Here is a 24,325-nt window from a genome sequence, read left to right as displayed (position 1 = left end):
CCGGCGGCTCCAGATGCCCCGCTCGATTTTCCGTTTCTCGCTCGTAGCCATCGCGCCCCTACTTCTTCTTGAACCAGCTTATGGCGGCCCCCCAGACCATGAAGAACAGGCCGCCGGCCATCAACGCCAAGCCCACCGGACCGAACACGAAGGAAAGGCCCGCGCCCAACACGAAAAACAGCACGCCGGCGCCCAAGGGATTCAACGGCGCCGGGGTGGTCCCGCCCGCTTCCTGCCGTGGTTCCTCGCCCCGGATCAACTCCTCACGCACCAGCGAAAAGGCGAGTTCCTTCAGATCCTCCCGCTTCTCCGGCTCCACGGAACGAATCAACCGGCCAATGCGCTCCGCAAGCCGTTCGACTTCCGCTTCCGTCGACTCAGAGTCGGATTTTGGAGTTTCTGAAGCCACTTGAGAATAGGAAAACTGATTAATATATGGGATTCCGGATGTCAACCTGATGGCCTGAAAACCGCGCGTGCACGAATTCAAGAGCATTTCGCAGCCGTGCACCGGTCCGTCCACCGCTTGCCGTTTGACGTGTGCCAGGACGCCCCCTATAAGTACCGGCATGAGACGCGCGGCACTATGGGTCCTCGTTCTTTCGCTGACGGCGGGCTGTTCGGTCGGGGGGAAGCCCGATCCGCCCCCGCCCCCGATTCCAATCCCGACGCTCACGCCTGAAACCCAACCGTTTCGCACACGGACAACCTTCGTCGACAACGTCCTCAGTGTCGACGTGCGCTTCCACGACGGCCGTACCCGCACGCTCGACACCCAGCGGCACCGGGACGGTTCGTGGGGACTTTACCTCCCCCGGCCCTTGCAACCCAACCATTCCAGCCGCGAATCGATTCTCTCGGAAAACCACCATGACCACAGGATCGTGCTCTACACCGTCGTCTCGTGGAATGACGCCGACCCCGCCGACTATCTCGCGGCCGGATGGTGGCTCGTCTATCCACCCGGCGCACCCATTCGAGATTTCGAAGAGGCCACACGCGGGGTCTTTATCGATGGCCCGGAACTCGATCCGGCTACACCGCCCGACCTCCCGGTGACCGGCACGGCCACCTACGTCGGTGGCGCCGGCGGCGTGTACACGTACGAGTACGGCCGTGCCTGGGGCGAGTTGGCAGATACCTCCGAATACACTGAATTCGTGGGAAGCATGTCGTTGACCGCCGACTTCGACCAGAGCCGCCTAACCGGTTGCCTCGGGTGTCTCGAGCCCATCGAGATCGACCCCGGGCGCCACCTCTATCCGATCGTGACCTGGCGGACTCCCGATCCCGCCGCGTCGCCGGCCGACTACGACCTGCACTTTGCCGCGGCCTTCGACGCAACCGGCGCTTTCGAGGATACCGCGGTCACCGTCATCCACCCCGTGCGTACCATCACGCGCTCCGCCGGGACGTGGCGCGGTCAATTCTCGAACGTGCCGGATGTCGACGGCCACCCCCGTCGCGTGGTCGGCTCGACCGATGTTCTGTTCGCCGAAGACGACGGTTCGGTCGGACGCTTTACGGGCATCTTCGATGCGCTTACGCCCGCGACGCTCACGCCCGACAACGGCAACGCGGCCACGGCGGACTGAAAAGGGCTACCGGGACTCCGCGAGCCCGAGCACGTCCTGCATGCTGTAAAGGCCCGCCTGCCTGTCCGCCAACCACTGCGCCGCCCGGATGGCGCCGCGGGCGAAGGCTTCCCGGCTGTGGGCGCGGTGGACCAGTTCGATGCGCTCTCCGATGCCGCCGAACAGCACCGTGTGCTCGCCGGCGATGTCTCCGGCGCGGACGGAGAGGAGACCGATATCGGTCGTCTTGCGCTCGGACGCCCCGCTACGGCCCGGCACCCCTACCCGTTCCAGCTTGCGCCCCAGGGCCTCGGCCGCTGACCGGGCCAGGGCGAACGCGGTGCCGCTCGGGGCGTCCTTCTTGAACCGGTGGTGCGCTTCCACGATCTCCACGTCGTAGGCGTCGCCCAGGCTGCGGGCCACCTGGCCCACCAAGCCCAGCAGGAGGTTCACCCCGAGGCTCATGTTGGGGGCCAGGACGGTGGGGGTCTTGGCTGCCAGGGTGCGGATTTGGCGGAGTTGCCGTGCCTCGAACCCGGTTGTGCCGATGACGATGGGAATGCCGGTCTTGGCTGCCGCCTTCATGTGGGCCACGGAGGCTTCAGGTGTCGTGAAGTCTACGATGACCCGACCTTCGCTGGCGGGCGCGTCAACGCGGTCGCTGACTGCCACGCCCAGTTGCCCGGCGCCGGCGACGTCCCCCCCGTCCTGACCGAGCCGCGCGCTGCCGGCCCGGTCGGTGGCTCCGGCCAGGACGACGCCCGGGGTGTCCTGAATCAGGCGTACGATGGTGCCGCCCATCCGCCCGCCCACACCGCAAACGATAAGGCCCAGGGAATTCTTCATGGCGTTACCGGAACAAAGTGGCGACCCGACCGCGCCCGGTCCGCGCGCGACAGCCACGTCATGGCTGAATCAGCCCGTAGCCGGCCATGGCGCCCTTCAGCCGCTTGAGGTTCGGCTCGGTCATCGGCGTCAGCGGCAGACGGATCTCCGGTCCGCACTTGCCCATGGCGGCCAACCCGGCTTTGACCGGGATGGGATTGGTCTCGCTGAAGAGGCAGCGGATCAGGGGCATCAACTCGAACTGGATCCGGCGGCCGGTGGCCCAGTCCTCCCGCAGGCAGGCTTCGGTAAGGTCGGCCATGGCCCGGGGGGCGACGTTTCCGGTGGTGGTGATGACGCCCTTGCCGCCCAAGGTCATGAGCGAGTAGACGAGCGAGTCCTCGCCGGAATAGACCGCCAGGGAGTCGCCGCACAACCGGATGACGTCGATGGCCTGGTCCACCGAGCCGGTGGCCTCCTTCACGCCCACGACGTTGCCGATCTCGGCCAGCCGCGCCAAGGTCTCGGGCTCCATCTTGGAAGCCGTGCGGCCGGGGATGTTGTAGACGATGAGAGGGATGCCCACGTGCTCGGCCACGGCGCGGTAGTGGTGGTAGATCCCTTCCTGCGTGGGCTTGTTGTAGTAAGGCGAGATCAGCAGCGCGCCGTCGGCGCCTGACTTCTCCGCCGCCCGGGTGAGTTCCATGGCCTCGCGGGTGGAGTTGGAGCCGGTGCCGGCGATGACCGGGACCCGCTGCCGCGCCGCGCGGACAACGGCGTCGATGACCGCGTGGTGCTCGTCGTGGTCCAGGGTGGCCGACTCCCCGGTGGAGCCGCACGGCACCAGCGCGTGGGTGCCCTGCTCGATCTGGAACTCCACCAACGCCTCCAAGGAGGCATAGTCGACGACGCCGTCCTTGAACGGCGTCACCATGGCGGTCATTGATCCTGCAAACATGTGGTTGTCCCTCTTTCGCATTTCTCAACGCCCGGCGCACGGTCACACGCGGATGCTCCCTTGAAAGACCTCCTGCGCGGGACCGGTCATGTAGACCCGGTCATCGTCGGCCCAATGGATTTCCAGGTCGCCGCCGATCAGGTGAACCGTTATCCTCTTCCCGGTCCTGCCGGTCAAGACGCCGGCCACCCCCACCGCGCTGGCGCCGGTGCCGCAGGCCCAGGTCTCGCCGGCGCCGCGCTCCCACACGCGCATGCGCACCTCGTCGGGTGACAGCACCTGGACGAACTCGGTGTTCACGCGGTTGGGGAAGAAGGTGTGGTGCTCGAAGAGGGGGCCCAGGCGGGGCAGGTCCAGCGGCTCCACGTCGTCGACGTAGAGCACGCAGTGGGGGTTGCCCATGGACACGCAGGTGACCGTGTGCTCATTCCCGTCCACCCTCAGCGGCCGGTTGACGATGCGGCCGCCGGCATCCACGGGAATGTCCCGCCCTTCGAGGACGGGGCGGCCCATGTCCACCTCGACGCGGTCGCCCTTGAGGCGCGGGCGGATGATGCCCGCGAGGGTGTCCACCTCGATTTCCCGCTTCCCGGTCAGACCGTGCTCGTAGACGTACTTGGCGAAGCAGCGGATGCCGTTGCCGCACATCTCCACCTCGCCGCCGTCGGCGTTGTATATCTCCATGCGGAAGTCCGCCGAGTCCGACGGCCGGATGGTAAGCAACTGGTCCGCGCCCACGCCGAAGCGGCGATGGCACAGGTTCTTCGCGATCTCCGCCAGGTCCGCGGGCGGCCGCTCCATGCAGTCCAGCACCACGAAGTCGTTGCCGCAGCCGTGCATCTTGGTGAACGTGATCTCGGTCATGGCTCCTCCGCCCTACAGCATCGCCGGTATCTTCTCTCCCGCCACCAGGCCCTCCAGGGTTTCGCGCTCCCGGACCACGGCGAACTCCTTGCCGTCCACCAGCACCTCCGCCGCCCTGGGCCGGGTGTTGTAGTTGGATGCCATGGTGAAACCGTAGGCGCCGGCGCTCATCACGGCCATGAGATCGCCCGGTTCGGGCGGCTGGATATCGCGGTCCTGGGCGAGGAAGTCGCCGCTCTCGCAGATGGGGCCCACCACGTCCGCGGTCATGGGCTCGGCCTCGCGCCTGTCCACCGGGCGCAGGCCCTGGAACGCGCCGTAGAGCGAGGGGCGGACCAAGTCGTTCATGGCGCCGTCCACCACCACGAAGTTCTTGGCCTCGGTGCGCTTGAGGTAGAGTACCCGGGTCAACAGGATTCCGGCGTTGCCCACCATGGACCGGCCCGGCTCCAGCACCAAGGTCACGTCCAGGCCGCGCACCCCCTCCATGAGCGCCTTGGCGTAGTCAGCGGGGTCGGGCGGCTCCTCGTCGTCGTAACGGATGCCGAGCCCGCCGCCCAGGTCCACGTAGCGGAGGTCCGCCCCTTCCCCCTGGAGCACCTCGATGAAGGCGCGCACGCGCTCGGCGGCGTCCGCGAAGGGCGACGTCGAGGTGAGCTGCGAGCCGATGTGGCAGTCCACCCCCACCACCTCGAGGTTGGGCAGGGCGATGGCGCGGCGGTAGGCCTCGGCCGCGGGGTCGATGGCGATGCCGAACTTGCTCTTCTTCATGCCGGTGGAGATGTAGGGATGGGTCTGCGGGTCCACGTCGGGGTTGATGCGGAAGCTCACCGGCGCCACCACGCCGATGCTCCCGGCCACCTCGTTCAGCGCCTCCAGCTCCTGCTCCGACTCGACGTTGAACATCAGGATGCTGGAGCGCAGCGCGTACTCCATCTCTTCGCGGGTCTTGCCCACGCCGGAGAACACCACCTTGCGCGGGTCGGCGCCGGCCTTGAGCACCCGGTAGAGTTCGCCGCCGGACACGATGTCGAACCCCGAGCCCTCGTTGACGAAGGCGCGCAGCACCGCGAGGTTGGAGTTAGCCTTGACCGAGAAGCACACCAGGTGCCGGGTCCCGGCGAAAGCCTGGTCGAGGGTGCGGAAGGCGTCACGCAAATGCGCCAAACTGTAGAGGTACACCGGCGTCCCCACCGCTTCCACGACGTCCCGGACCGGGACATCCTCGCAATACATCTCGTCGTTCCTGTGCGTGAAACGTTCTACTGCCGTTGCCATTCGATGCTGACCTCGTTGGACGGCCTGCTAAGGGAGCCGTCCGACAACAGGACGCGGACCCGATACCGGTACACCCGGCCGGTTTGAAGCTCCGTGTCCGTGAACTTGTATTCGGACTGCTTGAAGAAACGCCCTTCGTCCTCCACGCTGACCATGGCCCGCTCGCCGTAGGCGGCGTTGCAGTCCGGGCAATCCGCCGGCGTGCTCTTGCGGTACACCACGAACCCGGCGAGGTCCGTGAGCGGCCGGCCGTCCCGAGCGGTCCGCGGGTGCGACCAGCCCAGGCGCACGCTGCGGTCGCCGAGCACGAGGGTCAGGTCGCTGATGGCCACCGGCTCCACGAGGTCCGCCGCCCGCGGCGGACCCTTGTGACCGCAGCCGGCGGCCACGACCAGCAGGAGGAGCAGGCACGCAAGGGCGGCGGCCACACCCCGCCACCCCTGGATTCGCGGGAATGAAACGGCTGCCATCAGACCCCCAGCTTCTTCAGTTGGCGGCGCACGTTGACCGGCGCGGTGCCGCCGGGGGCCCGCCGGCGCTCGACGCCGGCGCGGAGCGTCAGGACCTTGTAGACGTCGGGGCCGATGTCCGGACAGTAGCCCTGGAGTTCCTCCAACGGCAGGTCATCCAGCTTGCATCCCTGGTCGATGCAATGGCGCACCACCCGGCCGACCACGTCGTGGGCTACGCGGAAGCTGAGACCCCGGCCCACGAGGTAGTCCGCCAGGTCGGTGGCGTTCATGAAACCCTGCTCCGCGGCCGCGGCCATGCGCTCGCCGCGGACCTTGAGGCCGTTGAACAGCTCCCGGGCCATGGCCAGACATGCCGCGACCGTGTCGGCGGTGTCGAACAGGGGCTCCTTGTCTTCCTGGAGGTCGCGGTTGTAGGCCAGCGGCAACCCCTTCATGATGGCCAGGAGCGCGTTCAGGTGGCCGTACACCCGCCCGGTCTTGCCGCGGATCAGCTCGGCCACGTCGGGGTTCTTCTTCTGCGGCATCATGGAGCTGCCCGTGCAGTAGGCGTCCGGCAGCTCGATGAAGCCGAACTCCTCGCTGGACCACAGGATCAGCTCGTCGGCCATGCGGCTCAGGTGCACGAACAGGATGGCGGACGCCGACAGGAACTCCAGCACGAAGTCCCGGTCGCTCACGGCGTCGATGCTGTTCTGGGTCACGCGCGGGAAGCCCAGGAGCTTGGCCACGTAGGCCCGGTCGATGGGGAAGGTGGTGCCCGCCAGCGCGCCGGAGCCCAGGGGCATGACGTCGGTCTGCTCCCGGCAGTGGCGGTAACGGCTCTTGTCGCGCTCGAACATCTCCACGTACGCCAGCAGATGGTGCGCGAAGAGCACGGGCTGGGCCCGCTGGAGGTGGGTGTAGCCGGGCATCAGCACGCCTTCGTTCCGTCGCGCCGCCCCCGCCAGCGCCTTCTGCAAGGCCTCCAGGTCCCCCAGGATGCCGTCGAGGGCCTCCCGCAGGTAGAGCCGCATGTCCAGGCTCACCTGGTCGTTGCGGCTCCGGGCGGTGTGCAGCTTCTCGCCGACGTCGCCGATCATCTCGGTCAGCCGCCGCTCGACGTTCATGTGGATGTCTTCGTCGGCGACGCTGAAAGGGAACTCGCCGCTCTCGATCTCCTTTTGGACCGCCCGCAGTCCGGCGACGATCTTGCGCGCGTCCGCGGCGGGGATGATGCGCTGCTTCCCGAGCATGCGGGCATGGGCGATGCTGCCGGCGATGTCGTGCCGGTAGAGGCGCCGGTCCACGTGCACGGAGGCGGTGAAGGCCACCACGGAATCCGCGGTGGAGCCGGCGAACCGGCCGCCCCATAGCTGTTTCTTCCTGGCCATGATGCGCCCGCGACCTCCGTCAGGCGCCCGCCACCCGCCCGGCCATCTTGAGCCGCAGCGCGTTCAGCTTGATGAACCCGTCGGCATCCGCCTGGTTGTAGCTCTCGTCCTTCTCGAAGGTGGCGGTGACGGGATCGTACAGCGACACCGGCGAGCGCCTGCCGGCCACCGATACCGAGCCCTTGTAGAGCTTCAGCCGCACCGTGCCGGTCACCCGTTCCTGGGTCGCGTCCAGGGTCTGCTGCAGGATCCGGCGCTCGGGCGCGAACCAGTAGCCGTTGTAGATCATCTGGGCATAGCGCGGGATCAGCGAATCCCGGAGCTGCATGACCTCGCGGTCCAGCGTTAGGTGCTCCACCGCCCGGCGCGCGGCGTGCAGGATGGTGCCGCCTGGGGTTTCGTAGATGCCCCGGGACTTCATGCCGGCGTAGCGGTTCTCCACCATGTCCACCCGGCCGATGCCGTAACGCGCGCCCAGGCCGTTGAGAGCCACCAGCATCTCCGCCGGCTCCAGGCGTTTCCCGTCCAGCGCCACGGGGTCGCCGGAGGCGAACTCCAGCTCGATGGTCCGGGGTTCGTCCGGCGCGGCCTCGGGGGACGCGGTCCACATGAACATGTCCGCCGGAGGCTCCTGCCACGGGTCCTCCAGCACGCCGCCCTCGTAGCTGATGTGGAACAGGTTCCGGTCCATGCTGTAGGGCTTGTCCTTGGTCACGGGCACCGGGATGTCGTAGCGCCGGGCGTAGTCGATGAGCGCGGTGCGCGAGTTCAAGTCCCACTCCCGCCACGGCGCGATGACCTGGATGTCGGGCTTGAGGGCGTAGTAGGTCAACTCGAAGCGCACCTGGTCGTTGCCCTTGCCGGTGGCGCCGTGGGACACGGCTTCGGCGTTGGCGTCCAGCGCCACCTCGAGCTGGCGCTTGGCGATCAGCGGCCGGGCGATGGAGGTGCCCAGCAGGTAGGCGCCCTCGTACACCGCGTTGCCGCGCAGCATGGGGAACACGTAGTCGCGCACGAACGCCTCGCGCAGGTCGTCCACCACGACATCGCTGGCACCGGTGGCCAGCGCCTTGCGCCGCACCTCTTCCAGATCCTCTTCCTGGCCCACGTCGGCGCAGTAGGCGATGACCTCGCAGTCGTAGGTCTCCTTCACCCAGCGCAGGCACACGGACGTATCGAGACCGCCCGAGTAGGCAAGCACGACCTTTTTCGGTTTCATGAATCTCCCCGTTCTCCCCGCCCCTGGATTCCCGCCCCCGATCGGGGTCGAGGGCAAGCTTTCGCGGGAATGACGTTTCGGGAGGGCAAGCTCCTACACTCCCTCCGCGAGGCACCAGACCATCAGCGCCTTCTGCGCGTGGAGGCGGTTCTCCGCCTGGTCGAAGACCACGGAGTGCGGCCCCTCCATGATCTCGTTGGTGATCTCCTGGCCGCGGTGGGCCGGCAGGCAGTGCATCACGACTACGTCGTTACTGGCGCGGGCCACCAACTCTCCGTTCACCTGGAAGGCGGCAAAGGCCCGTTGCCGGTCGCCCGCCTCCGCCTCCTGCCCCATGCTCGCCCACACGTCGGTGTAGATGGCGTCGGCGCCGTTCACGGCCGCGGCCGGATCATGGGTGACGGCGACCTCCGCTCCCGCGGCCACCGCCGAATCCAGGATCTCCCGGTCGGGCTCGAACCCCTCGGGGCACGCCAGGGTGAAGCGGAACGGCAGCTTCTCCGCCGCCAGGAGCCAGGAATGCACCACGTTGTTGCCGTCGCCCACGAACACCACGTGACGGCCCTCGATACTGCCCTTGCTTTCCTTCAGGGTCAGCAGGTCCGCCAGCACCTGACACGGGTGGTACATGTCGGAAAGCGCGTTGATCACCGGCACGGAGCCGTGGCCGGCCAGTTCCTCCACGATTTCCTGCGCGAACGTCCGCGCCGCGATGATGTCCACCAGCCGGTCCAGCACCCGCACGCAGTCGGCCGGCGTTTCCCGGGTGCCGAGCTGCACTTCGTCGGGACCCAGGAAGAGCGTGCTGCCGCCCAGCTCGGTCATGCCGAGGTCGAAGGTGGCGCGGGTTCGCAGGCTGGGCTTCTGGAACAAGAGGGCGAGCTTCTTCCCCGCCAGAAGCGGCCGCGACCGCCCTTCCCTGCGTTCCTGCTTGAGGGTGGCGGCGAGGGAGAGGACGTGGTCCATGTCCGCCGCCGTGAGGTCCCGCAATGTCCGTACGTCGCGCTTCACTACACCCGCTCCAGCACCCGCTCCAGGATGGCCAGCGCCTCCTCGACGTCCGCCTCCGCCACGGTCAGCGGCGGCACCATGCGCAGGACGTTGGCGCCTGCCAGCACCACCAGGAGACCGTTCTTCATGCATTCCTGGACCATGGGTCCGCACTCGCGGTCCATCTCCATGCCCAGCAGCAACCCCTTGCCGCGTACCTCGCGGATGAAGCCGAAGCGTTGCGCGAGCCCCTCCAGTCCCTTGCGCAACAGGTCGCCCATGGCCGCGCAGTGCTCCACCAGCCCTTCTTCCAGGATGGTCTTCATCACCGCCAGCCCGGCGGAGCACACCACCGGGTTGCCGCCGAAGGTGGAGGCGTGGGACCCGGGCGGGAAGCTCTTGGCAACCTCTTCGCGCGCCAGCATGGCGCCCAGGGGAAGGCCGCCGCCCAGGGCCTTGGCCAGGGTCATGACGTCGGGCTCGACGCCGAAGTGCTCGTAGCCGAAGAGCCGGCCGGTGCGCCCCATGCCCACCTGGACCTCGTCGAAGATCAGCAGCAGTCCCTTGTCGTCGCAGAGCTGCCGCAGCCCGCGAATGTAGGACTCGTCCGGCACCACCACCCCGCCCTCGCCCTGGATGGGCTCCACCAGGATGGCCGCGGTGCGCTCGTCCACCGCGTCTTCCGCGGCGTCCAGGTCGTTGAACGGCACGTAGCGGAAACCCGACGGCAGCGGATCGTAGCCGAGCCGGATCTTCTCCTGGCCGGTGGCGGTCAGGGTGGCGAGGGTACGCCCGTGGAAGGAGTTGAGGGCGGTGATGACCTCGCTTCTGCCTCCGGCCTGCTCCGAACCGTAGCGCCGCGCCAGCTTGATGGCGGCCTCGTTGGCCTCGGCGCCGCTGTTGCAGAAGAACACGCGGTCGGCGAAGGAGTGCTCGCACAGCGCCTTGGCCAGGCGCGCCTGGGGCTCGATGTGGTAGAGGTTCGAGACGTGGATCAGGCTGCGCACCTGCTCCGACACGGCCTTGGCCACCGCGTGATGGCAGTGTCCCAGGCTGTTCACGGCGATGCCGGCGACGAAGTCCAGGTACGCGTTGCCGTCCGCGTCCCACACCCGCACGCCCTCGCCCCGCACCAGCGCGATGGGGAAGCGCGCGTAGGTGTTCATCACGTGCGCTTCGGTCAACTGTTGTACTTCAAGGTTCGACATCTTGTTTCAATCCCTGATCACCTCGGTGCCGACACCCTGCTCGGTGAAGATCTCCAGCAGCACCGCGTGGCGGTCCCGGCCGTCGATGATGTGGGTCTTGACCACGCCGCCGTTGAGAGCGTCCACGCAGCACTCGACCTTGGGGATCATGCCGGACGAGATCACGTCCTTGCGGATGAGGTCCGTGGACTCGGCGATGGTGAGGGTGCTGATCAGGCCTCCCTCGCGGTCGCGCACGCCCTCGACGTCCGTCAGGAGGATCAGCTTCTCCGCCCCGAGGGCCGCGGCCACGCGCCCGGCCACCAGGTCGGCGTTGATGTTGTAGGTCTCCCCCGTCTCACCCACGCCCACCGGCGCGATCACCGGGATGAAGCGGTTGCCGTCCAGGGAGCGGATCACCGTGGGGTCCACCCGCACGATCTCTCCCACCATGCCGATGTCGATGATCTCCGTGCTCTCGCCGTCGCCCGGCACGGTGACGTTCATCTTGCGCGCCAGGATGAGCTGGCCGTCCTTGCCGCTGAGGCCCACGGCGGCGCCGCCGTGCTGGTTGACGAGCGCGACGATCTCCTTGTTGACCTTGCCCACCAGCACCATCTCGATGATGTCGATGGTTTCCGAGTCGGTGACGCGCATGCCGCGCACGTAGCGGCTCTCGATGCCCATCTTTCCCAAGGTCTCGTTGATCTGGGGGCCGCCGCCGTGCACCACCACGACGTTGATGCCCACGTACTTGAGCAGCACGATGTCCTGGGCGAAGCTCTGCTTGAGCGCCTCGTCGACCATGGCCGCGCCGCCGTACTTGACCACGAACGTCTTGCCGTAGAAACGCTTGATGAAGGGGAGCGCTTCCAGCAGCACTTCCGCCTTGCCGATGAAATCTTCCACGTTCCGCTACTCCGGCACAGCGCCCTTCGACTTCGCTTCGCTACGCTCAGGACGAACGGAAGGGAGAAACCGTTCGCCCTGAGCGTAGCGGAGCGTCAGCGGAGCGAAGTCGAAGGACGCCAATCAAGTTCCCTACAGGATGTACCGCGACAGGTCCTGGTCCTTCAGAATGGCGTCCAGGCGCTCGTTGACGTAGGCCGCGTCGATACGCACTTCACGGCCCGGCATCTCCGGCGCCGTAAACGAGATCTCGTCCAGCAGCTTCTCCAGGATGGTGTGCAGCCGGCGCGCGCCGATGTTCTCCATCTTTTCGTTGGCTTCGGCGCTGATGCGGGCGATCTCCTCGATGGCGTCGTCCTCGAAGCGCAGGTGGATCTTCTCCGTCTCCAGGAGCGCCACGTACTGCCGGATGAGCGCGTTCTTGGGCTCGGTCAGGATGCGCACGAAGTCGTTCTTGTCGAGAGAGCTCAGCTCCACGCGGATCGGAAACCGCCCCTGGAACTCCGGGATCAGGTCCGACGGCTTGGAGTTGTGGAACGCGCCCGACGCGATGAACAGGATGTGGTCGGTGCGCACCAGCCCGTACTTCGAGCTCACCGTCGAGCCCTCCACGATGGGCAGGAGGTCGCGCTGGACCCCTTCCCGGGACACGTCGGGGCCGTGCACGGTTTCGCGGCCGGCGATCTTGTCGATCTCGTCGATGAACACGATGCCCGACTGCTCCACCCGGCGGGTGGCCTCGCCCACCACGGTCTCCATGTCCACGAGCCGTGCCGCTTCCTCCTGGGTGAGGAGCTTGACGGCCTCGGGGATCTTCACGGTCTTGCGCTTGGTCTGCTTGGGAAGGAGGTTGGAAAACATCTCCTTGATGTTGGACTCCATCTCCTCCATGCCCTGCGGCGTCAGCACCTCGATCATCGGCGTCATGCTCTGGGTCAGCTCGATGTCGACGGAGCGGTCGTCGAGCTTCCCGGCCCGGAGCATCCGCCGCAGCTTCTCGCGGGTGGCGGGCGAAGGCCGCTCCACCTGGCTTTCCCCCCCGCTGTCGCCGCCGCCCCCGTTGTCCGGCGCCTGCGGCTCCGGCAGCAGCAGGTCCAGGACCCGCTCTTCCGCCAGGTCCCGGGCCTTGACCTGGACCTTCTCCTGCTCCTCTTCCCGGACCATCTTCACGGACAGGTCCATGAGATCCCGGATGATGGACTCCACGTCCCGGCCGACGTAACCCACCTCGGTGAACTTCGACGCCTCCACCTTGATGAACGGCGCCTGCGCCAGCCTGGCGAGCCTGCGGGAGATCTCGGTCTTGCCCACCCCCGTGGGGCCAATCATGATGATGTTCTTGGGGGCGATCTCGTCGCGCAGTTCGGCCGGCACCAGTTGCCGCCGCCAGCGGTTGCGCACGGCCACAGCCACGGCGCGCTTGGCGTCACGCTGCCCGACGATATAGCGGTCCAGCTCCGAAACGATCTCGCGGGGCGTCATGACCGGCGTCAGCGCCTGCCCGTCGGACACGCGCACACTCAACTGTCGACTTTCGTCTTTCATGGGATCCGTGCTGGGAGGGCCGTCCGTGCCGGCGGCGCCGGACGGCGCGGGTCAGGGCAGTTCCTCGATGGTCAGATTGCCGTTGGTATAGACACAGATCGTCGCCGCCACCTTCATGGCCTCCTCGGCGATGGCGCGGGCATCGAGCGAGCTGTGCTGGACCAGGGCACGCGCCGCCGCCAGCGCGTAATTCCCCCCGGACCCGACCGCGACGACGCCGTCATCCGGTTCCACCACGTCGCCGTTGCCCGACACCAACAGCGACGCCTCGACATCGGCCACGATCATCAGCGCTTCCAACCGCCGCAGCATCCGGTCCGTGCGCCACTCCTTGGCCAGCTCCACCGCCGCGCGCTTGAACACCCCGCCGTGCTGCTCGAGCTTTCCCTCGAACTTCTCGAACAGGGTAAACGCGTCCGCGGTGGCGCCCGCGAACCCGGCGATGACCCGGTCGCCGTAGAGCTTCCGAACCTTGCGCGCGGTGTGCTTCACGGCCGTGCCGCCGAGGCTCACCTGTCCGTCGCCCGCGACTACGATCTTGCCGCCGTGACGCACGGCGAGAATGGTGGTTCCGTGAAACATCGTCAATGGGAGACTATCGCGAATGGAGTTGCCGATGGGACTTTCGCGAGGTTCCGTGACCCTGTCTGCCGGCGCGGGCACCGCAGCACGCGCTGAACTGGATAGTCTAACACGAATCGGCCAACTTCGCAGGCCCTTGTACCCGGAACCGCCGGAAAACAGTGCAGAAGCGCGGCCGCCGGCGTCCCAGGACGAGCCGCCGCCGTTCACGCCCGCGGATGGGCGCGGTCGTAGACGGCGGTGAGCTGGTCGAGGTTGACGTGGGTGTAGCGCTGGGTGGTGGAGAGGCTTGCGTGGCCCAGCAGTTCCTGGATCGAACGCAGGTCGGCGCCGGCGTTCAGGAGGTGCGTGGCGAAGGTGTGGCGCAAGCCGTGGGGGCCCATGCGCACGGGAATGCCGGCGAGCCGCAGGTACTTGTCGACGATGCGCGCGACGCTGCGGGTGGTGATGCGGCTGCCGAGATTGTTGAGGAAGACCGGCTCTTCCCCGCGCGCGGTGCGTTCCCAGCGCTCCCGCTGATGGGCCGCGTAATCGCGGAGGGCCTTCAGCGCCACCTCCCCCACCGGCACGATGCGCTCCTTGGACCCCTTGCCGAACACCTTGAGCACGCCCAGGGAGAAGTCCACGTCGCGCCAGTCGAGCCCCACCAACTCACTCACCCGAACGCCGGAAGAGTACAGCACCTCCATGATGGCGCGGTCGCGGGCCGGGAGGATGCCCTCGTCGGGCAGGCAGCCCAACACCCGGAACGCCTCGTCCACGGACAGAAACGTCACCAGCGGCGCCTCCTGCTTGGGGTTGGAGAACCCCACCAGCGGGTCCCGGTCGATGACGCCCTCGCGCAGGAGATAGCGGAAAAACCCCTTCAGGGCCGCGAGCTTGCGACCGATGGTGCTCTTCTTGCGGGTGTCGTGGAGGGTCTTGAGGTAACCCCGGATCCAGCGGGTGTTCACCGAGCGCAGGGCGGCGTCGCCATCACCCCCGGTGTCCAGGCCGTTCTCTTCCAGGTACCGGCGGAAACCCTCCACGTCGGTCAGGTAGCCCTTGACCGAGTGCGGAGAGAAGCGCGCCTGGTCGCGCAGGTAGTCGCCGAACCCTTCGATGTGCCGTGCGATCTCGCTCATGACTGGAACGCCTCGCCTGCGCAAAGCGCCCCTGAGCCGCTAGAGCGCGGGAGCGTACAGGTTGTCCGGCAGGCCCCGGACGTAGTCGAGCGTCTCCTCCAGCGACACGACGTCGGCGTACTTCATGTGCATGTCGAAGAGGTTGACCTTGTGCGACGACTGGCCGCGGTCGAAGGTGCATTCCTCCACCACCGCGACGTTGTAGTTGTACGAAAACGCATCGATCACCGACGCCCGGACGCAGCCGCTGGTGGTGGTCCCGGTCACCAGCACGGTGTCCGCGTGCACCTCGTTCAGCATGCTCATGAGCGGGGTGCCGAAGAAGGCGCTGGGCTTCTGCTTGCGCACCACCACCTCGCCCTTCTCGGGCGCGATCTCCTTGACGATCTCGTTGCCTTTCTTGGCCAGATCGTCGAAGTCCTCGGTGCCGCGCGAGTTCTTGCCGTGCCAGCGGCCGAAGGCGACGGAGTCCTCCTCGCCGTGGCCGGTGGTGAAGAAGATCGGCAGGTGCTTCTTCCTGGCTTCCTCCAGCAGGGTCACGATGTGGTCCACGCCGACCCAGCCTTCCTCGCCGCAACTGTTGCGGAAGCGCTTGACCGACTCCTGGATGGGCTCCCGCCGGTCGCCGACGAAGTTGTAGTTCACGTCGATCACCAGCACCGCCGGCCTCGACCCGAACCCGGCCTTGGCGCCGTAGCCCGACAGCGCGAACACTTCCTTGTCACGGTCGGTCAGAATATCGTCCCATGTATTGGCCATAGATGACTCCTCTTCCTTGTGAAATGGCAAACAGCCGTTCAGCGCTTCAATCGCTCTCCAGTGATCCAACCGGATTATTCCCTGTGCATGGGGTTCCGTCAAGCGGCAGGCAGTCCGGCGCAAGGGGTTCGTTACCTTGACTTGGCAAGTTCCCGGTTCCATATTAACTCGTCGTGTTGCAGGACCAGCTTCATCGTCCCTTGCGGGACTTGCGGATCTCGGTGACGGACCGGTGCAACTTTCGTTGCACCTACTGCATGCCGTTCGACCACTACGACTGGATCCACAAGCGGGAGATCCTCACCTACGAGGAGATCTGCCGGACGGTGCGGCTGGCAGTGCCCCTCGGGGTGCGGAAGATCCGCTTGACCGGGGGGGAGCCGCTGCTGCGGCGCGACCTGCCGGATCTGGTGCGGCAACTCTCGGGCATCGAGGGCATCGAGGACATCGCGCTTACCACCAACGGCTCGCGCCTGAGCGGCATGGCCGGGGCGTTGCGGGCCGCCGGGCTGCGGCGCATCAACGTGAGCATCGACAGCCTCGACCCGGAACGGTTCCGGCGCGTCACCAAGCGGGGCGATCTCGACGACGTCCTGAAGGGGCTGTTCGCGGCCCGGGAAGCCGGGCTCGCACCCATCAAGATCAACGCGGTCATCGAGCGCGGCGTCAACGAGGAGGACATCCTCCCGCTGGTGGAGTTCGGGCGGGAGCACGGCTTCGTCATACGCTTCATCGAGTACATGGACGTGGGCACGGCCAACGCCTGGCGGCTGGAACGGACGGTGCCGAAGGCCGAGATCCTCGAACGCATCGGCGCGCGCTACCCGCTGGAGCCCATCGGCCGGGGCGAAGGCAACGCGCCCGCGGTGGACTATGCCTTCCGCGACGGCAAGGGCACGGTGGGCATCGTCGCGTCCGTGACCGAGCCGTTCTGCGGCACCTGCAGCCGCGGACGCCTGACCGCGGACGGCCGGCTGGTGACCTGCCTCTTTTCCCGAACCGGGCACGACCTCAAGGCGCGGCTTCGGAGCGACGCCGGCGATGACGATATCCGTGATTGGATGGCGGCCGTGTGGGCCGGCCGCACGGACCGCTTCTCGGCCGACCGTCTCCACGCCATCCAGTCGCCCGACGGCTACGATCCGGAACAACACGACAAGATCGAGATGATTACGCTGGGAGGCTGACGCCCGCCGTTTCGCGGCGGCGTGCTTCCCGTTCGGCCGGCGTGCCGGTTCAAGGCCGCTCGACCCGTCCTACATACAGGCCCCTCACGAGGACACCGCCATGCTGCTCATCAACAACGAGACCGTAGAGGAAATCCTCGACATGAAGGGCTGCATCGACGCCCTGGAGACCGGCTACCGCGACCTGCTGGCGCAGCGCGCCGTGTACCGGCCGCGCATCGACCTTTACGTGCCGCAGGAAGATCCGGAGCGCATGTACCGTTGGGGCACCATGGAAGGGGCCTCGCGCTCCTTCGGTGTGTTTGCCATCCGCATGAAGTCGGACATGCTGGAGTGGCCGGAAGGCCGCACGGTGGAAAAGTACTGCATGGAGCCCGGCACCTACTGCGGCCTGGTGATGGTCTTCTCCGCGCGCAACGCCGAGCCCTTGGCCATCATCAACGACGGCATCATCCAGCACATGCGCGTGGGCGCCTGCGCGGGCCTGGCGGCGCGGTACTTGGCGCGGGAGGACGCCTCGGTGGTGGGGATGCTCGGTTCCGGCGGCATGGCGGAGACCTACCTGCGCGCGTTCGCCGAAGTGCGGAATCTCACCGAGGTCAAGGTCTACAGCCCGACCCCGGCCAACCGCGAGGCTTACGCGACGAGGATGAGCGAGATGCTGGGCGTGCCCGTGACCGCGCGGGACAACGTGGAGGAGGTGGTGCGGGGCTCGGACATGGTGGCCACCTGCACCGACTCGGTGCGGGTGGTGGTGGAGAACCCCGGCTGGGTGGAGGACGGCGCCTTCGTCACCTGCGTCCGCAGCAACGAGTGGGACCCCGGCATCCTCGACCGCTGCGACGTGACCGTGAAGCTCGGCCGCGGCACCATCCACACCCTCGACGAAGGCATGCAACGCATCGCCGGATACGCCTCCTACGTGGCCGGCACCGACGACGAAACCACGCGCATCGTGAACCCCGGCGTGGACCTGTTCTCGGGCAAGCACCCGCTGCTGACGGACCTCATGGGCGGCACGGTGCAGGGCCGCGCCAAGGACTCGGACGTGACGTTCTTCCTGAACGACGGCACCCAAGGCCTCCAGTTCGCCTCCGTGGCCGGCTACGTAGTGCGGAAGGCGCGGGAGCTGGGCGCCGGCCGGGAAATACCCAGGGAGTGGTTCACCCAGGATATTCGGGACTAGGCAGCGCATCCCCGATCCGTCATTCCCGCAAAAGCGGGAATGACGTTAGTCGGGTTGGCAGTTCCAAGGAGAGACGACGAATGCTCAAGGTTATTCCAGTTGAAGAGGCGGTGGGCCTGAGGTTGGCCCACGACATCACCGAGATCATTCCGGGCGGGCACAAGGGTCCGCGGTTCAGGCGGGGACACCTCATCGCCGAGGAGGACGTGCCGCGGTTGCTGGACGTGGGCAAGGCGCACATCTACATCATGGATTTGGCGCCGGATGAACTGCACGAGGAGGACGCCGCCAAACGCCTGGCGCAAGCCGCAGCCGGTGACGGCCTCACCCTGACCGACCCGAGCGAGGGCCGGGTGAACCTGGTGGCGGCGCACGACGGGATGCTGGAGGTGGACGAAGAGCTGCTGTTCCGTTTCAACGAGCTGGGGGACCTCATCCTGGCCACCCTCCCCTCGGGCGAGTTCGTCAGGGAAGGGACCGTGGTGGGCGGCACCCGCACCATCCCGATCCTGGTGAAGGAAGACTTGGTGGCGCGGGCCGAGGCCCTGTGCCGGGACCGGTCCGTAGTCTCGGTCGCGACCATGCCCGCGAAGAAGGTCTACCTGCTGGTGACCGGCAGCGAGGTCTTCACCGGCCGTATCAAGGACGGCTTCGAGCCGGCGGTGCGGCAGAAGGTGGAAGGCATGGGCTCGACCCTGGAGCCTGCCACCCTGGCCCCGGACGACCCCGACGTTATCGCCGTCCACATCAAGGACTTCGCCGCCCAGGGCGCCGAGGTGATCCTGGTGAGCGGCGGCATGTCCGTTGACCCCGACGACCTCACCCCCGAGGGCATTCGCCGGAGCGGGGCCGACGTCATCTCACACGGCTTCCCCGTGCTGCCGGGCTCCATGTTCCTGATGAGCTACCTCGGAGACATCCCGGTCCTCGGCCTGTCCGGCTGCGTCCTCCACGACCCGGTCACGGCCTTCGACTTCATGCTGCCGAAGCTCCTCGCCGGCAATCGCGTGACACGCGAAGACATCCTGCGCATGGGGCACGGCGGGCTGCAGAAGAAGCACGGGCACCACCACCACTGAAGCTAGAACCGTTCTGCGAAGAGACGGCCGTCCACCCTTATTTCTGCCATGAGCGGATACGGTGTTCCATTTCTTCGTTTGATATCACATGGGCTTCACGAGAATCCGCGAGACCACGCTCCACCATGCGCTCAAACGCAAGCTCCCGCAGAATCTCCTCGTACGTCGCATCCTTCGGCTGAGCCTCAATGACGTCCTTCATTTTCTGTTTCGCTGCAGTCATGCGTCTCTCCCCCGACAGCGTCTTGAATCCTTGAGTTCTAGGGAGTGGCGGAACCACTAGGGTGCTACAAATAGCCGACTCGATTCACTCCTTGTACCAGATCGCTTGCCGGTAGTCTCGCATCCGGGGCCGCTTGGCGAGTTTGTCACTCTTGCAGAGCCAGCAACGAGACTTGCCGCACCCGGCGACCTTCTGGCCTTTACGGAATCTGCCCGGCTGTTTGTCACAGACGCATCCGGTATCGGCACCGGCGTGCAAGAGCCGATTGTGGGCACGCCACGTGCAGCGTGCGTTCTCGTTCAACGGCCGCCCGTCGCATCGAGGCCTCACACCGGTATCTGCGTCACCACCACCCGGCCGTCGCTTTGGAGGCGGATGGCGTTGACGGTGCCGGCGTAGGTGGGGGAGCCGGAGTAGTAGGCGGGGATCTGCTGGTCGCCGACGGCGACGGCGCGGTTCCAGTGGCCGAGGGCGATGTAGTCGGCGCCGCTGGTGGTGAGGTTTTCCTGGCGGATCAGCCAGGAGCCCAGGAGGATGTCCGAGTCGGGCTTGTCCTCCACGTAGTGGCCGTGGGCCACGGCCAACTGCCAGCGGCTGCGGCGCTCCGGCGGCTCGGGCAGCGGCATCATGTCGAGATAGTCCACATGGGGCCTGCCCCACACCTCGAGGTCAAGGTCAGGGAAGTCGCTCCGTTCCGCGGTGAGGCCGAGCACGTGCACGTTGCCGTGGTGGTTGAACTCGGCCCTGCGGTAGACCGAATCCGGGGTCAGGGGGTCGTGGTTGCCGGGGAGGATGACGATGGGCAGGCCGTATTCGGCCATGACCTCTGCCACCTCCTCGATGACCGGGGCCTTCTGGCGATTATGATCGAAGGTATCGCCCGCCAGGATGACGAGGTCGGCCTGGTGGGTCCTGGCGGTGGACAGGACCTGTCGCAGCACCGGCACGTTGGCCGAGGCGCCGTCGGTCAGGATGCTGTCGGCCCCCAGATGCAGGTCCGAGGTGTGGACGATCAGGACTTCACGGGCAGGCATGAGTCTCGGTGCCCGTGTCGTCCTATTTCCTCAGTTCCGCGTTGATCTCGTCGAGCCGGCTCGGCGGCGGCTGCACCTGTTCCTGGGTGAGGTAGGCCAGCGGCGTGTCGCACAGGTTGAGGTCGTCGACGAACTCCGCGCGCTCCTCGTTCAGGTAGATGAGCCCGGTGAGGAACTTGTGCTCGGCGACCGCGGCGTGCAGCGCGTTCACGGCCTGCATCCGGTTGGTGGGGTCGTAGTTGCGGCCGAGCTTGTGCAGCGTGATGCGCGAGCCGTCGTGCATGGTGACTTCCTGGTCGGTCCCTTCCTCGTAGTCCACCTCGATGTTCTCGTAGGGCGGGATGAAGTCGATGTCGTGGAGCGGGTCCAGGTGCTCGCGGATGTACTTGAGGCTCTTGGTGGAGCCGGAATGGTCGTTGAAAGTCACGCAGGGGCTCAGCACGTCCAGGATGGCGGTCCCCTTGTGGGCCACCGCGCCCTGGATCAGCGGCGCGAGCTGCTTGCGGTCGCCGGAAAAGCTCCGGCCGACGTAGGTGGCGCCCAGGGTGATGGCCAGCTCGCACAGGTCGATGGCGGGCATGTCGTTGATCTTGCCGCCCTTCATCACCGTGCCCTCGTCCGCGGTGGCGGAGAACTGGCCCTTGGTGAGCCCGTAAACGCCGTTGTTCTCGATGACGTAGGTGATGTTCACGTTACGGCGCATCATGTGGCAGAAGTTGCCGAGCCCGATGGCCGAGGTGTCGCCGTCACCGGAAATGCCCAGCGGGATCATGCCGTGGTTGCCGACGTTGGCGCCGGTGGCCACCGAGGCCATGCGGCCATGCACGGCGTTGATGCCGAACGCCTGGTTCATGAAATAGTTCGGCGTCTTGGACGAGCAGCCGATGCCGCTCATCTTGATGACGTTGCGCGGGTCCACGCTGCTGGCGAAGAACGCGCGCATGATGGACGCGGAAATGGCGTCATGGCCGCAGCCGCGGCACATGGTGGATTCCGCCCCCTTGTAATCCCTTTCGGTCAGATCGACGCGATTTGCTTTTGCCATGACTCGTCTACCTTCGTTTCGATGCCGTTGGTGGCTGCTTCACGGTGCTGCTCGACCTGCCGCACGATCTCGCCGGCGGTGGCGGGGAGCCCGTCGTAAATGAGAATGCTGACGATCCGGGTGGCGAACTCCGGATATTCCTCTCTGAAGATGGCGGCCATCTGACCGTCGCGGTTCTGCTCCATGAGGTAGATGACCTCGTGGTTGGCCATGAACTCCCGCACCTCCTCACTCAGGGGCAGCGCCCGCAGCAGCAGGTGGTTGGTGTTCACGCCGGAGGCCTTCAGGCGGTCGCGCGCCTCGCGCACGGCCTCGTAGCTCGACCCGAAACAGATCACGCCGGTGTTGTTGCCCGCGTCGTACTCGACCAACGGCTTGGGCACGTAGGCGCGCGCCGTCTCGTACTTCTTCCGCAGCCGGTCGAGCGTCTCCTTGTAGTCCCTCTCGTCCTCGGAGTAGCGCGCCTGGGAGTCGTGGCCCGAGCCGCGCGCGAAGTACGAAGCCAGCGGATGGCGGTTGCCCGGGATCGTCCGCTGCGGGATGCCGTCGCCGTCCAGGTCCAGGTAGCGCGCAAAGCTCCCCTGCTGGTCGAGGTCCTCGTGGCTGAGGACCTTGCCGCGGTCGAAGGGCTCCTGCACCAGCTCCAGCGGATCCGACCCCCAGAGGTTCATGCCCAAGTCCAGGTCCATCATGACGAACACGGGGGTCTGGAAGCGTTCGGCCACGTCGAAGCTCCTGCGCGCCAGGTCGAAGGAGGACTTCATGTCGTGCGGGATCAGGATGATGTGGCGCGTGTCGCCGTGGGAGGCCACGTGCATCAACTGGATGTCGGCCTGCTGGGTGCGCGTCGGGAGGCCGGTGGAGGGGCCGCCCCGCTGGATGATGAAGTAGACGCCGGGGATCTCCGCGAAGTACTGCAGGCCAAGGGTCTCGTTCATGAGCGACACGCCCGGCCCCGAGGTGGAGGTCATGGCGCGCGCCCCCATCCAGCCGGCGCCGGCGACCATGTTGGTGGCGGCGATCTCGTCCTCGGCCTGGATCACGGCGTAGGTGTGCTTGCCGTCCTTGTCCTTGCGCAGCCGCGGCAGGTAGCGCTCCAGCGCCTCGGCAAGGGAGCTCGACGGGGTGATGGGATACCAGGCGCAGAACGTGACTCCGCCGTAGATGGCGCCCAGCGCACACGCCGTGTTGCCCTCGGTGACGATCTTGCCCTCGTTCCCGCCCGGGATCGTCTCCAGCATGGCGATGGACTGGCTCAGGTTGTTGTCGCGCATGTGGTCGTAGCCGAGCTGGATACAGAGGAGGTTGGACTCGATGACCGCGGGCTTGTTGCCGAAGGTGTCGCTCAGCACCTCGCGGATGGTCTCCATGTCGATGCCGAAGAGATAGGCCAGGGCGCCGACGTACAGCATGTTGCGCTGCTTGGCGCGCAACGGGCCTGCTTCCACGTGTTTCTGAACGAGAGCGTTGGCCGGAACGCCGAGGTACTGGACGCCGTCGCGCTTCAGGTTGTCGGCCAGCGGCTTGCTGTCGTCGTAGATGATCAGGCCGCCGTCGCGTACCCGGTAGATGTCCTTGTCCGCGGTGTCGTCGTTGAACATCACCATGACGTCGATGACGTCCTTGCGCCCCAGGTACCCATCGCCGTTGGCGCGGATCTGGTACCAGGTGGGCAGGCCCTGGATGTTGGACGGAAACATGTTCTTGGAGGAGCACGGTATGCCCATCTTGAAGATGGACTTGAACAGGATGTTGTTGGAAGAGGCGCTTCCCGAACCGTTGGCAGTAGCGACGCTAATGCTGAGATCGTTGACAACGGGCATGTTGTTCTCCAGTGTTGTGGGGCGAATCGTGAATGGCTGGTTATTCTAACAACCGAACGTAGCCGAAACAAGGACTTACCCAATTTACAGTGGCTTCCGCATGATTGGGACCGGTTCCCGCCGCGTTCTATCCCGGCGTATAGTTCTCCTCCGACTCCCAGAAATCCTCGATTTCCTTCCAGGCCTTGCGCACCGCGTCGTCGATGTCGAGCGCCTTGGCGTACTGAAGCACGTCCGCCACGGAGACGATGCCCGCCAGATCGTCGCCGTCGCCGGCCACGGGCATGTGACGAAAGCCGTTGTCGCGCATGGTTGCCAGCACCTCCTGGACCGGAGTCGATCCGCCGGCGACCAGGGGTTCGGCGGTCATGACCTCGGACACCGGCACCTGACCCATATCCCGGTCTTCCAGGGCGATGCGCGTCAACACGTCCCGCTCGGTAAAGATGCCCGCGGTCTTGCCGCCGGCGGTGACCATGACGCAACTCGTCTGCTCCCGCACCATCTTGTCGATGACCTCGGTGACCGGCATGGAGCCGTCGACGGTGGGGACCGCGCCGGAGACGACCTCTCCCACCGTACGCGTGTCGCGCAGGTTCGCACCCAGCTCCACCACCAGGTTCAGCACGCGCCGCATGGAGACCAGACCGACCATGCGCCGGTCGTCGCCGTAAACCAGCAGATGGCGGTAGCGCCCCTGGTACATCCGCCCCAGCACCTCGACGATGGAGGTGCCCTCGGGAACTCCTTGGACCGGGGTGGTCATGACCCGGCGAATGGGCGTCTTCTGCACGTCGAGGATGCGGTTCATCACCCGCCTGAGGACGTCCGTCTCGGTGAAGATCCCGGCCGGGGCGTCGTTCTCGGTGATGACCACCCGGCCCACCCGGCGATCCACCATGAGCCGGGTCACCTCCCGGATGGTGCTCGACGGCGCCGCGGTGATCACCGCGGTCGTCATGATCTCGCTTACCTTGTTGGTCAGCATGGGAAACCTCCACCTCGCCGGGCAACGCCAACCACGAGCCGCCTCGGCGAAAGATCGAATTCGTGTCCCTTTCGGTCGAACGGCGCGTGCGGATCAGCCATCG

24 protein-coding genes are annotated in these 24,325 nt (G+C 66.6%); 4 read left to right on the top strand and 20 right to left on the bottom strand.

The genetic code is table 11. The features are described from left to right. Positions 1-58 precede the first annotated feature (58 nt). Positions 59-331, bottom strand: coding sequence for a hypothetical protein (locus OXU42_00290; protein MDE0027830.1), 273 nt, complete (start codon positions 329-331; stop codon positions 59-61). Between the two features lie 238 nt (positions 332-569). Here OXU42_00290 and OXU42_00285 point away from each other — a divergent pair, with 238 nt between their 5' ends. Beyond that, positions 570-1,595 carry a hypothetical protein gene (locus tag OXU42_00285; protein ID MDE0027829.1) on the top strand — a complete coding sequence of 342 codons (1,026 nt, stop codon included), beginning with the start codon at positions 570-572 and terminating at the stop codon, positions 1,593-1,595. 6 nt (positions 1,596-1,601) lie between these two features. On the opposite strand, the gene dapB is transcribed toward OXU42_00285, so the two are convergent. The 14 genes from dapB to OXU42_00215 all read right to left on the bottom strand — a co-directional run bounded on the left by dapB (position 1,602) and on the right by OXU42_00215 (position 15,657). Further along, the gene (gene dapB / locus OXU42_00280; GenBank protein ID MDE0027828.1) at positions 1,602-2,420 is read right to left on the bottom strand and encodes a 4-hydroxy-tetrahydrodipicolinate reductase; all 819 of its coding nucleotides are present in this window, start codon (positions 2,418-2,420) and stop codon (positions 1,602-1,604) included. Between the two features lie 58 nt (positions 2,421-2,478). Then, positions 2,479-3,357, bottom strand: a complete 879-nt coding sequence (gene dapA, locus OXU42_00275; protein MDE0027827.1) for a 4-hydroxy-tetrahydrodipicolinate synthase — start codon at positions 3,355-3,357, stop codon at positions 2,479-2,481. Between the two features lie 42 nt (positions 3,358-3,399). After that, positions 3,400-4,212, bottom strand: coding sequence for a diaminopimelate epimerase (dapF, locus tag OXU42_00270; protein MDE0027826.1), 813 nt, complete (start codon positions 4,210-4,212; stop codon positions 3,400-3,402). A 21-nt stretch (positions 4,213-4,233) separates the two neighbouring features. Then, positions 4,234-5,499 (bottom strand): diaminopimelate decarboxylase, encoded by a 1,266-nt coding sequence (lysA, locus tag OXU42_00265; protein MDE0027825.1) that lies wholly within the window; start codon positions 5,497-5,499, stop codon positions 4,234-4,236. Further along, positions 5,484-5,927 (bottom strand): fibronectin type III domain-containing protein, encoded by a 444-nt coding sequence (locus OXU42_00260; protein ID MDE0027824.1) that lies wholly within the window; start codon positions 5,925-5,927, stop codon positions 5,484-5,486. The genes lysA and OXU42_00260 overlap by 16 nt, the downstream gene beginning before the upstream one ends. Before the next feature lie 41 nt (positions 5,928-5,968). Next, positions 5,969-7,342 (bottom strand): argininosuccinate lyase, encoded by a 1,374-nt coding sequence (gene argH, locus OXU42_00255; GenBank protein MDE0027823.1) that lies wholly within the window; start codon positions 7,340-7,342, stop codon positions 5,969-5,971. A 19-nt stretch (positions 7,343-7,361) separates the two neighbouring features. Beyond that, positions 7,362-8,561 (bottom strand): argininosuccinate synthase, encoded by a 1,200-nt coding sequence (locus OXU42_00250; protein MDE0027822.1) that lies wholly within the window; start codon positions 8,559-8,561, stop codon positions 7,362-7,364. Between the two features lie 93 nt (positions 8,562-8,654). Further along, on the bottom strand, positions 8,655-9,572 hold the full coding sequence (argF, locus tag OXU42_00245; protein MDE0027821.1) for an ornithine carbamoyltransferase: 918 nt from the start codon (positions 9,570-9,572) through the stop codon (positions 8,655-8,657). Further along, entirely contained in the window at positions 9,572-10,759 is a 1,188-nt protein-coding gene (locus OXU42_00240; GenBank protein MDE0027820.1) for an acetylornithine transaminase, read from the bottom strand. The genes argF and OXU42_00240 overlap by 1 nt, the downstream gene beginning before the upstream one ends. Before the next feature lie 6 nt (positions 10,760-10,765). After that, a complete protein-coding gene (gene argB, locus OXU42_00235) occupies positions 10,766-11,647 on the bottom strand; it encodes an acetylglutamate kinase (GenBank protein ID MDE0027819.1) in 882 nt (293 codons plus the stop codon). Between the two features lie 132 nt (positions 11,648-11,779). Further along, on the bottom strand, positions 11,780-13,129 hold the full coding sequence (gene hslU / locus OXU42_00230; protein ID MDE0027818.1) for an ATP-dependent protease ATPase subunit HslU: 1,350 nt from the start codon (positions 13,127-13,129) through the stop codon (positions 11,780-11,782). A 114-nt stretch (positions 13,130-13,243) separates the two neighbouring features. Next, positions 13,244-13,780 (bottom strand): ATP-dependent protease subunit HslV, encoded by a 537-nt coding sequence (gene hslV, locus OXU42_00225; GenBank protein MDE0027817.1) that lies wholly within the window; start codon positions 13,778-13,780, stop codon positions 13,244-13,246. Positions 13,781-13,980: 200 nt separating this feature from the next. Next, complete coding sequence (locus tag OXU42_00220; protein ID MDE0027816.1) at positions 13,981-14,898, bottom strand: tyrosine-type recombinase/integrase; 918 nt, start codon at positions 14,896-14,898, stop codon at positions 13,981-13,983. Between the two features lie 39 nt (positions 14,899-14,937). Continuing rightward, entirely contained in the window at positions 14,938-15,657 is a 720-nt protein-coding gene (locus tag OXU42_00215) for an isochorismatase family protein (GenBank protein ID MDE0027815.1), read from the bottom strand. A 173-nt stretch (positions 15,658-15,830) separates the two neighbouring features. Between OXU42_00215 and moaA the strand changes: the two genes are divergently transcribed. The 3 genes from moaA (at position 15,831) to OXU42_00200 (ending at position 19,109) form a co-directional block, all read left to right on the top strand. Further along, positions 15,831-16,844 carry a GTP 3',8-cyclase MoaA gene (gene moaA / locus OXU42_00210; GenBank protein MDE0027814.1) on the top strand — a complete coding sequence of 338 codons (1,014 nt, stop codon included), beginning with the start codon at positions 15,831-15,833 and terminating at the stop codon, positions 16,842-16,844. A gap of 100 nt (positions 16,845-16,944) precedes the next feature. Further along, positions 16,945-18,030: an ornithine cyclodeaminase family protein gene (locus OXU42_00205; protein MDE0027813.1), complete on the top strand. Its 1,086-nt coding sequence runs from the start codon at positions 16,945-16,947 to the stop codon at positions 18,028-18,030. 80 nt (positions 18,031-18,110) lie between these two features. Further along, positions 18,111-19,109: a molybdopterin-binding protein gene (locus tag OXU42_00200; GenBank protein MDE0027812.1), complete on the top strand. Its 999-nt coding sequence runs from the start codon at positions 18,111-18,113 to the stop codon at positions 19,107-19,109. A gap of 37 nt (positions 19,110-19,146) precedes the next feature. On the opposite strand, the gene OXU42_00195 is transcribed toward OXU42_00200, so the two are convergent. From OXU42_00195 to OXU42_00175, 5 genes are all read right to left on the bottom strand, one after another. Further along, positions 19,147-19,332 (bottom strand): hypothetical protein, encoded by a 186-nt coding sequence (locus tag OXU42_00195; protein MDE0027811.1) that lies wholly within the window; start codon positions 19,330-19,332, stop codon positions 19,147-19,149. A 326-nt stretch (positions 19,333-19,658) separates the two neighbouring features. Further along, positions 19,659-20,366 (bottom strand): metallophosphoesterase, encoded by a 708-nt coding sequence (locus OXU42_00190; protein MDE0027810.1) that lies wholly within the window; start codon positions 20,364-20,366, stop codon positions 19,659-19,661. Positions 20,367-20,388: 22 nt separating this feature from the next. Continuing rightward, complete coding sequence (locus tag OXU42_00185) at positions 20,389-21,411, bottom strand: thiamine pyrophosphate-dependent enzyme (protein ID MDE0027809.1); 1,023 nt, start codon at positions 21,409-21,411, stop codon at positions 20,389-20,391. Next, entirely contained in the window at positions 21,384-23,234 is a 1,851-nt protein-coding gene (locus OXU42_00180; protein MDE0027808.1) for a 2-oxoacid:acceptor oxidoreductase subunit alpha, read from the bottom strand. Before OXU42_00180 ends, OXU42_00185 begins: the two co-directional genes overlap by 28 nt. Before the next feature lie 127 nt (positions 23,235-23,361). Beyond that, complete coding sequence (locus OXU42_00175; protein MDE0027807.1) at positions 23,362-24,222, bottom strand: CBS domain-containing protein; 861 nt, start codon at positions 24,220-24,222, stop codon at positions 23,362-23,364. Between the last annotated feature and the right edge of the window lie 103 nt (positions 24,223-24,325).

Source organism: Deltaproteobacteria bacterium, assembly GCA_028818775.1.
In the GTDB taxonomy this organism is placed as follows: domain Bacteria; phylum Desulfobacterota; class Binatia; order UBA9968; family JAJDTQ01; genus JAJDTQ01.
The sequence above is the reverse complement of the archived record's forward strand: the minus strand, read 5'-3'. Positions and strand labels throughout refer to the sequence as shown.

Bases quoted from the DNA above. Each gene is read 5' to 3' on its own strand.
- OXU42_00285 (MDE0027829.1), top strand. From the start codon at position 570: ATGAGACGCGCGGCACTATGGGTCCTCGTTCTTTCGCTGACGGCGGGC.
- dapB (MDE0027828.1), bottom strand. From the start codon at position 2,420: ATGAAGAATTCCCTGGGCCTTATCGTTTGCGGTGTGGGCGGGCGGATG.
- dapA (MDE0027827.1), bottom strand. From the start codon at position 3,357: ATGTTTGCAGGATCAATGACCGCCATGGTGACGCCGTTCAAGGACGGC.
- lysA (MDE0027825.1), bottom strand. From the start codon at position 5,499: ATGGCAACGGCAGTAGAACGTTTCACGCACAGGAACGACGAGATGTAT.
- argH (MDE0027823.1), bottom strand. From the start codon at position 7,342: ATGGCCAGGAAGAAACAGCTATGGGGCGGCCGGTTCGCCGGCTCCACC.
- OXU42_00250 (MDE0027822.1), bottom strand. From the start codon at position 8,561: ATGAAACCGAAAAAGGTCGTGCTTGCCTACTCGGGCGGTCTCGATACG.
- OXU42_00240 (MDE0027820.1), bottom strand. From the start codon at position 10,759: ATGTCGAACCTTGAAGTACAACAGTTGACCGAAGCGCACGTGATGAAC.
- hslU (MDE0027818.1), bottom strand. From the start codon at position 13,129: ATGACGCCCCGCGAGATCGTTTCGGAGCTGGACCGCTATATCGTCGGG.
- OXU42_00220 (MDE0027816.1), bottom strand. From the start codon at position 14,898: ATGAGCGAGATCGCACGGCACATCGAAGGGTTCGGCGACTACCTGCGC.
- OXU42_00215 (MDE0027815.1), bottom strand. From the start codon at position 15,657: ATGGCCAATACATGGGACGATATTCTGACCGACCGTGACAAGGAAGTG.
- OXU42_00205 (MDE0027813.1), top strand. From the start codon at position 16,945: ATGCTGCTCATCAACAACGAGACCGTAGAGGAAATCCTCGACATGAAG.
- OXU42_00200 (MDE0027812.1), top strand. From the start codon at position 18,111: ATGCTCAAGGTTATTCCAGTTGAAGAGGCGGTGGGCCTGAGGTTGGCC.
- OXU42_00195 (MDE0027811.1), bottom strand. From the start codon at position 19,332: ATGACTGCAGCGAAACAGAAAATGAAGGACGTCATTGAGGCTCAGCCG.
- OXU42_00190 (MDE0027810.1), bottom strand. From the start codon at position 20,366: ATGCCTGCCCGTGAAGTCCTGATCGTCCACACCTCGGACCTGCATCTG.
- OXU42_00185 (MDE0027809.1), bottom strand. From the start codon at position 21,411: ATGGCAAAAGCAAATCGCGTCGATCTGACCGAAAGGGATTACAAGGGG.
- OXU42_00180 (MDE0027808.1), bottom strand. From the start codon at position 23,234: ATGCCCGTTGTCAACGATCTCAGCATTAGCGTCGCTACTGCCAACGGT.
- OXU42_00175 (MDE0027807.1), bottom strand. From the start codon at position 24,222: ATGCTGACCAACAAGGTAAGCGAGATCATGACGACCGCGGTGATCACC.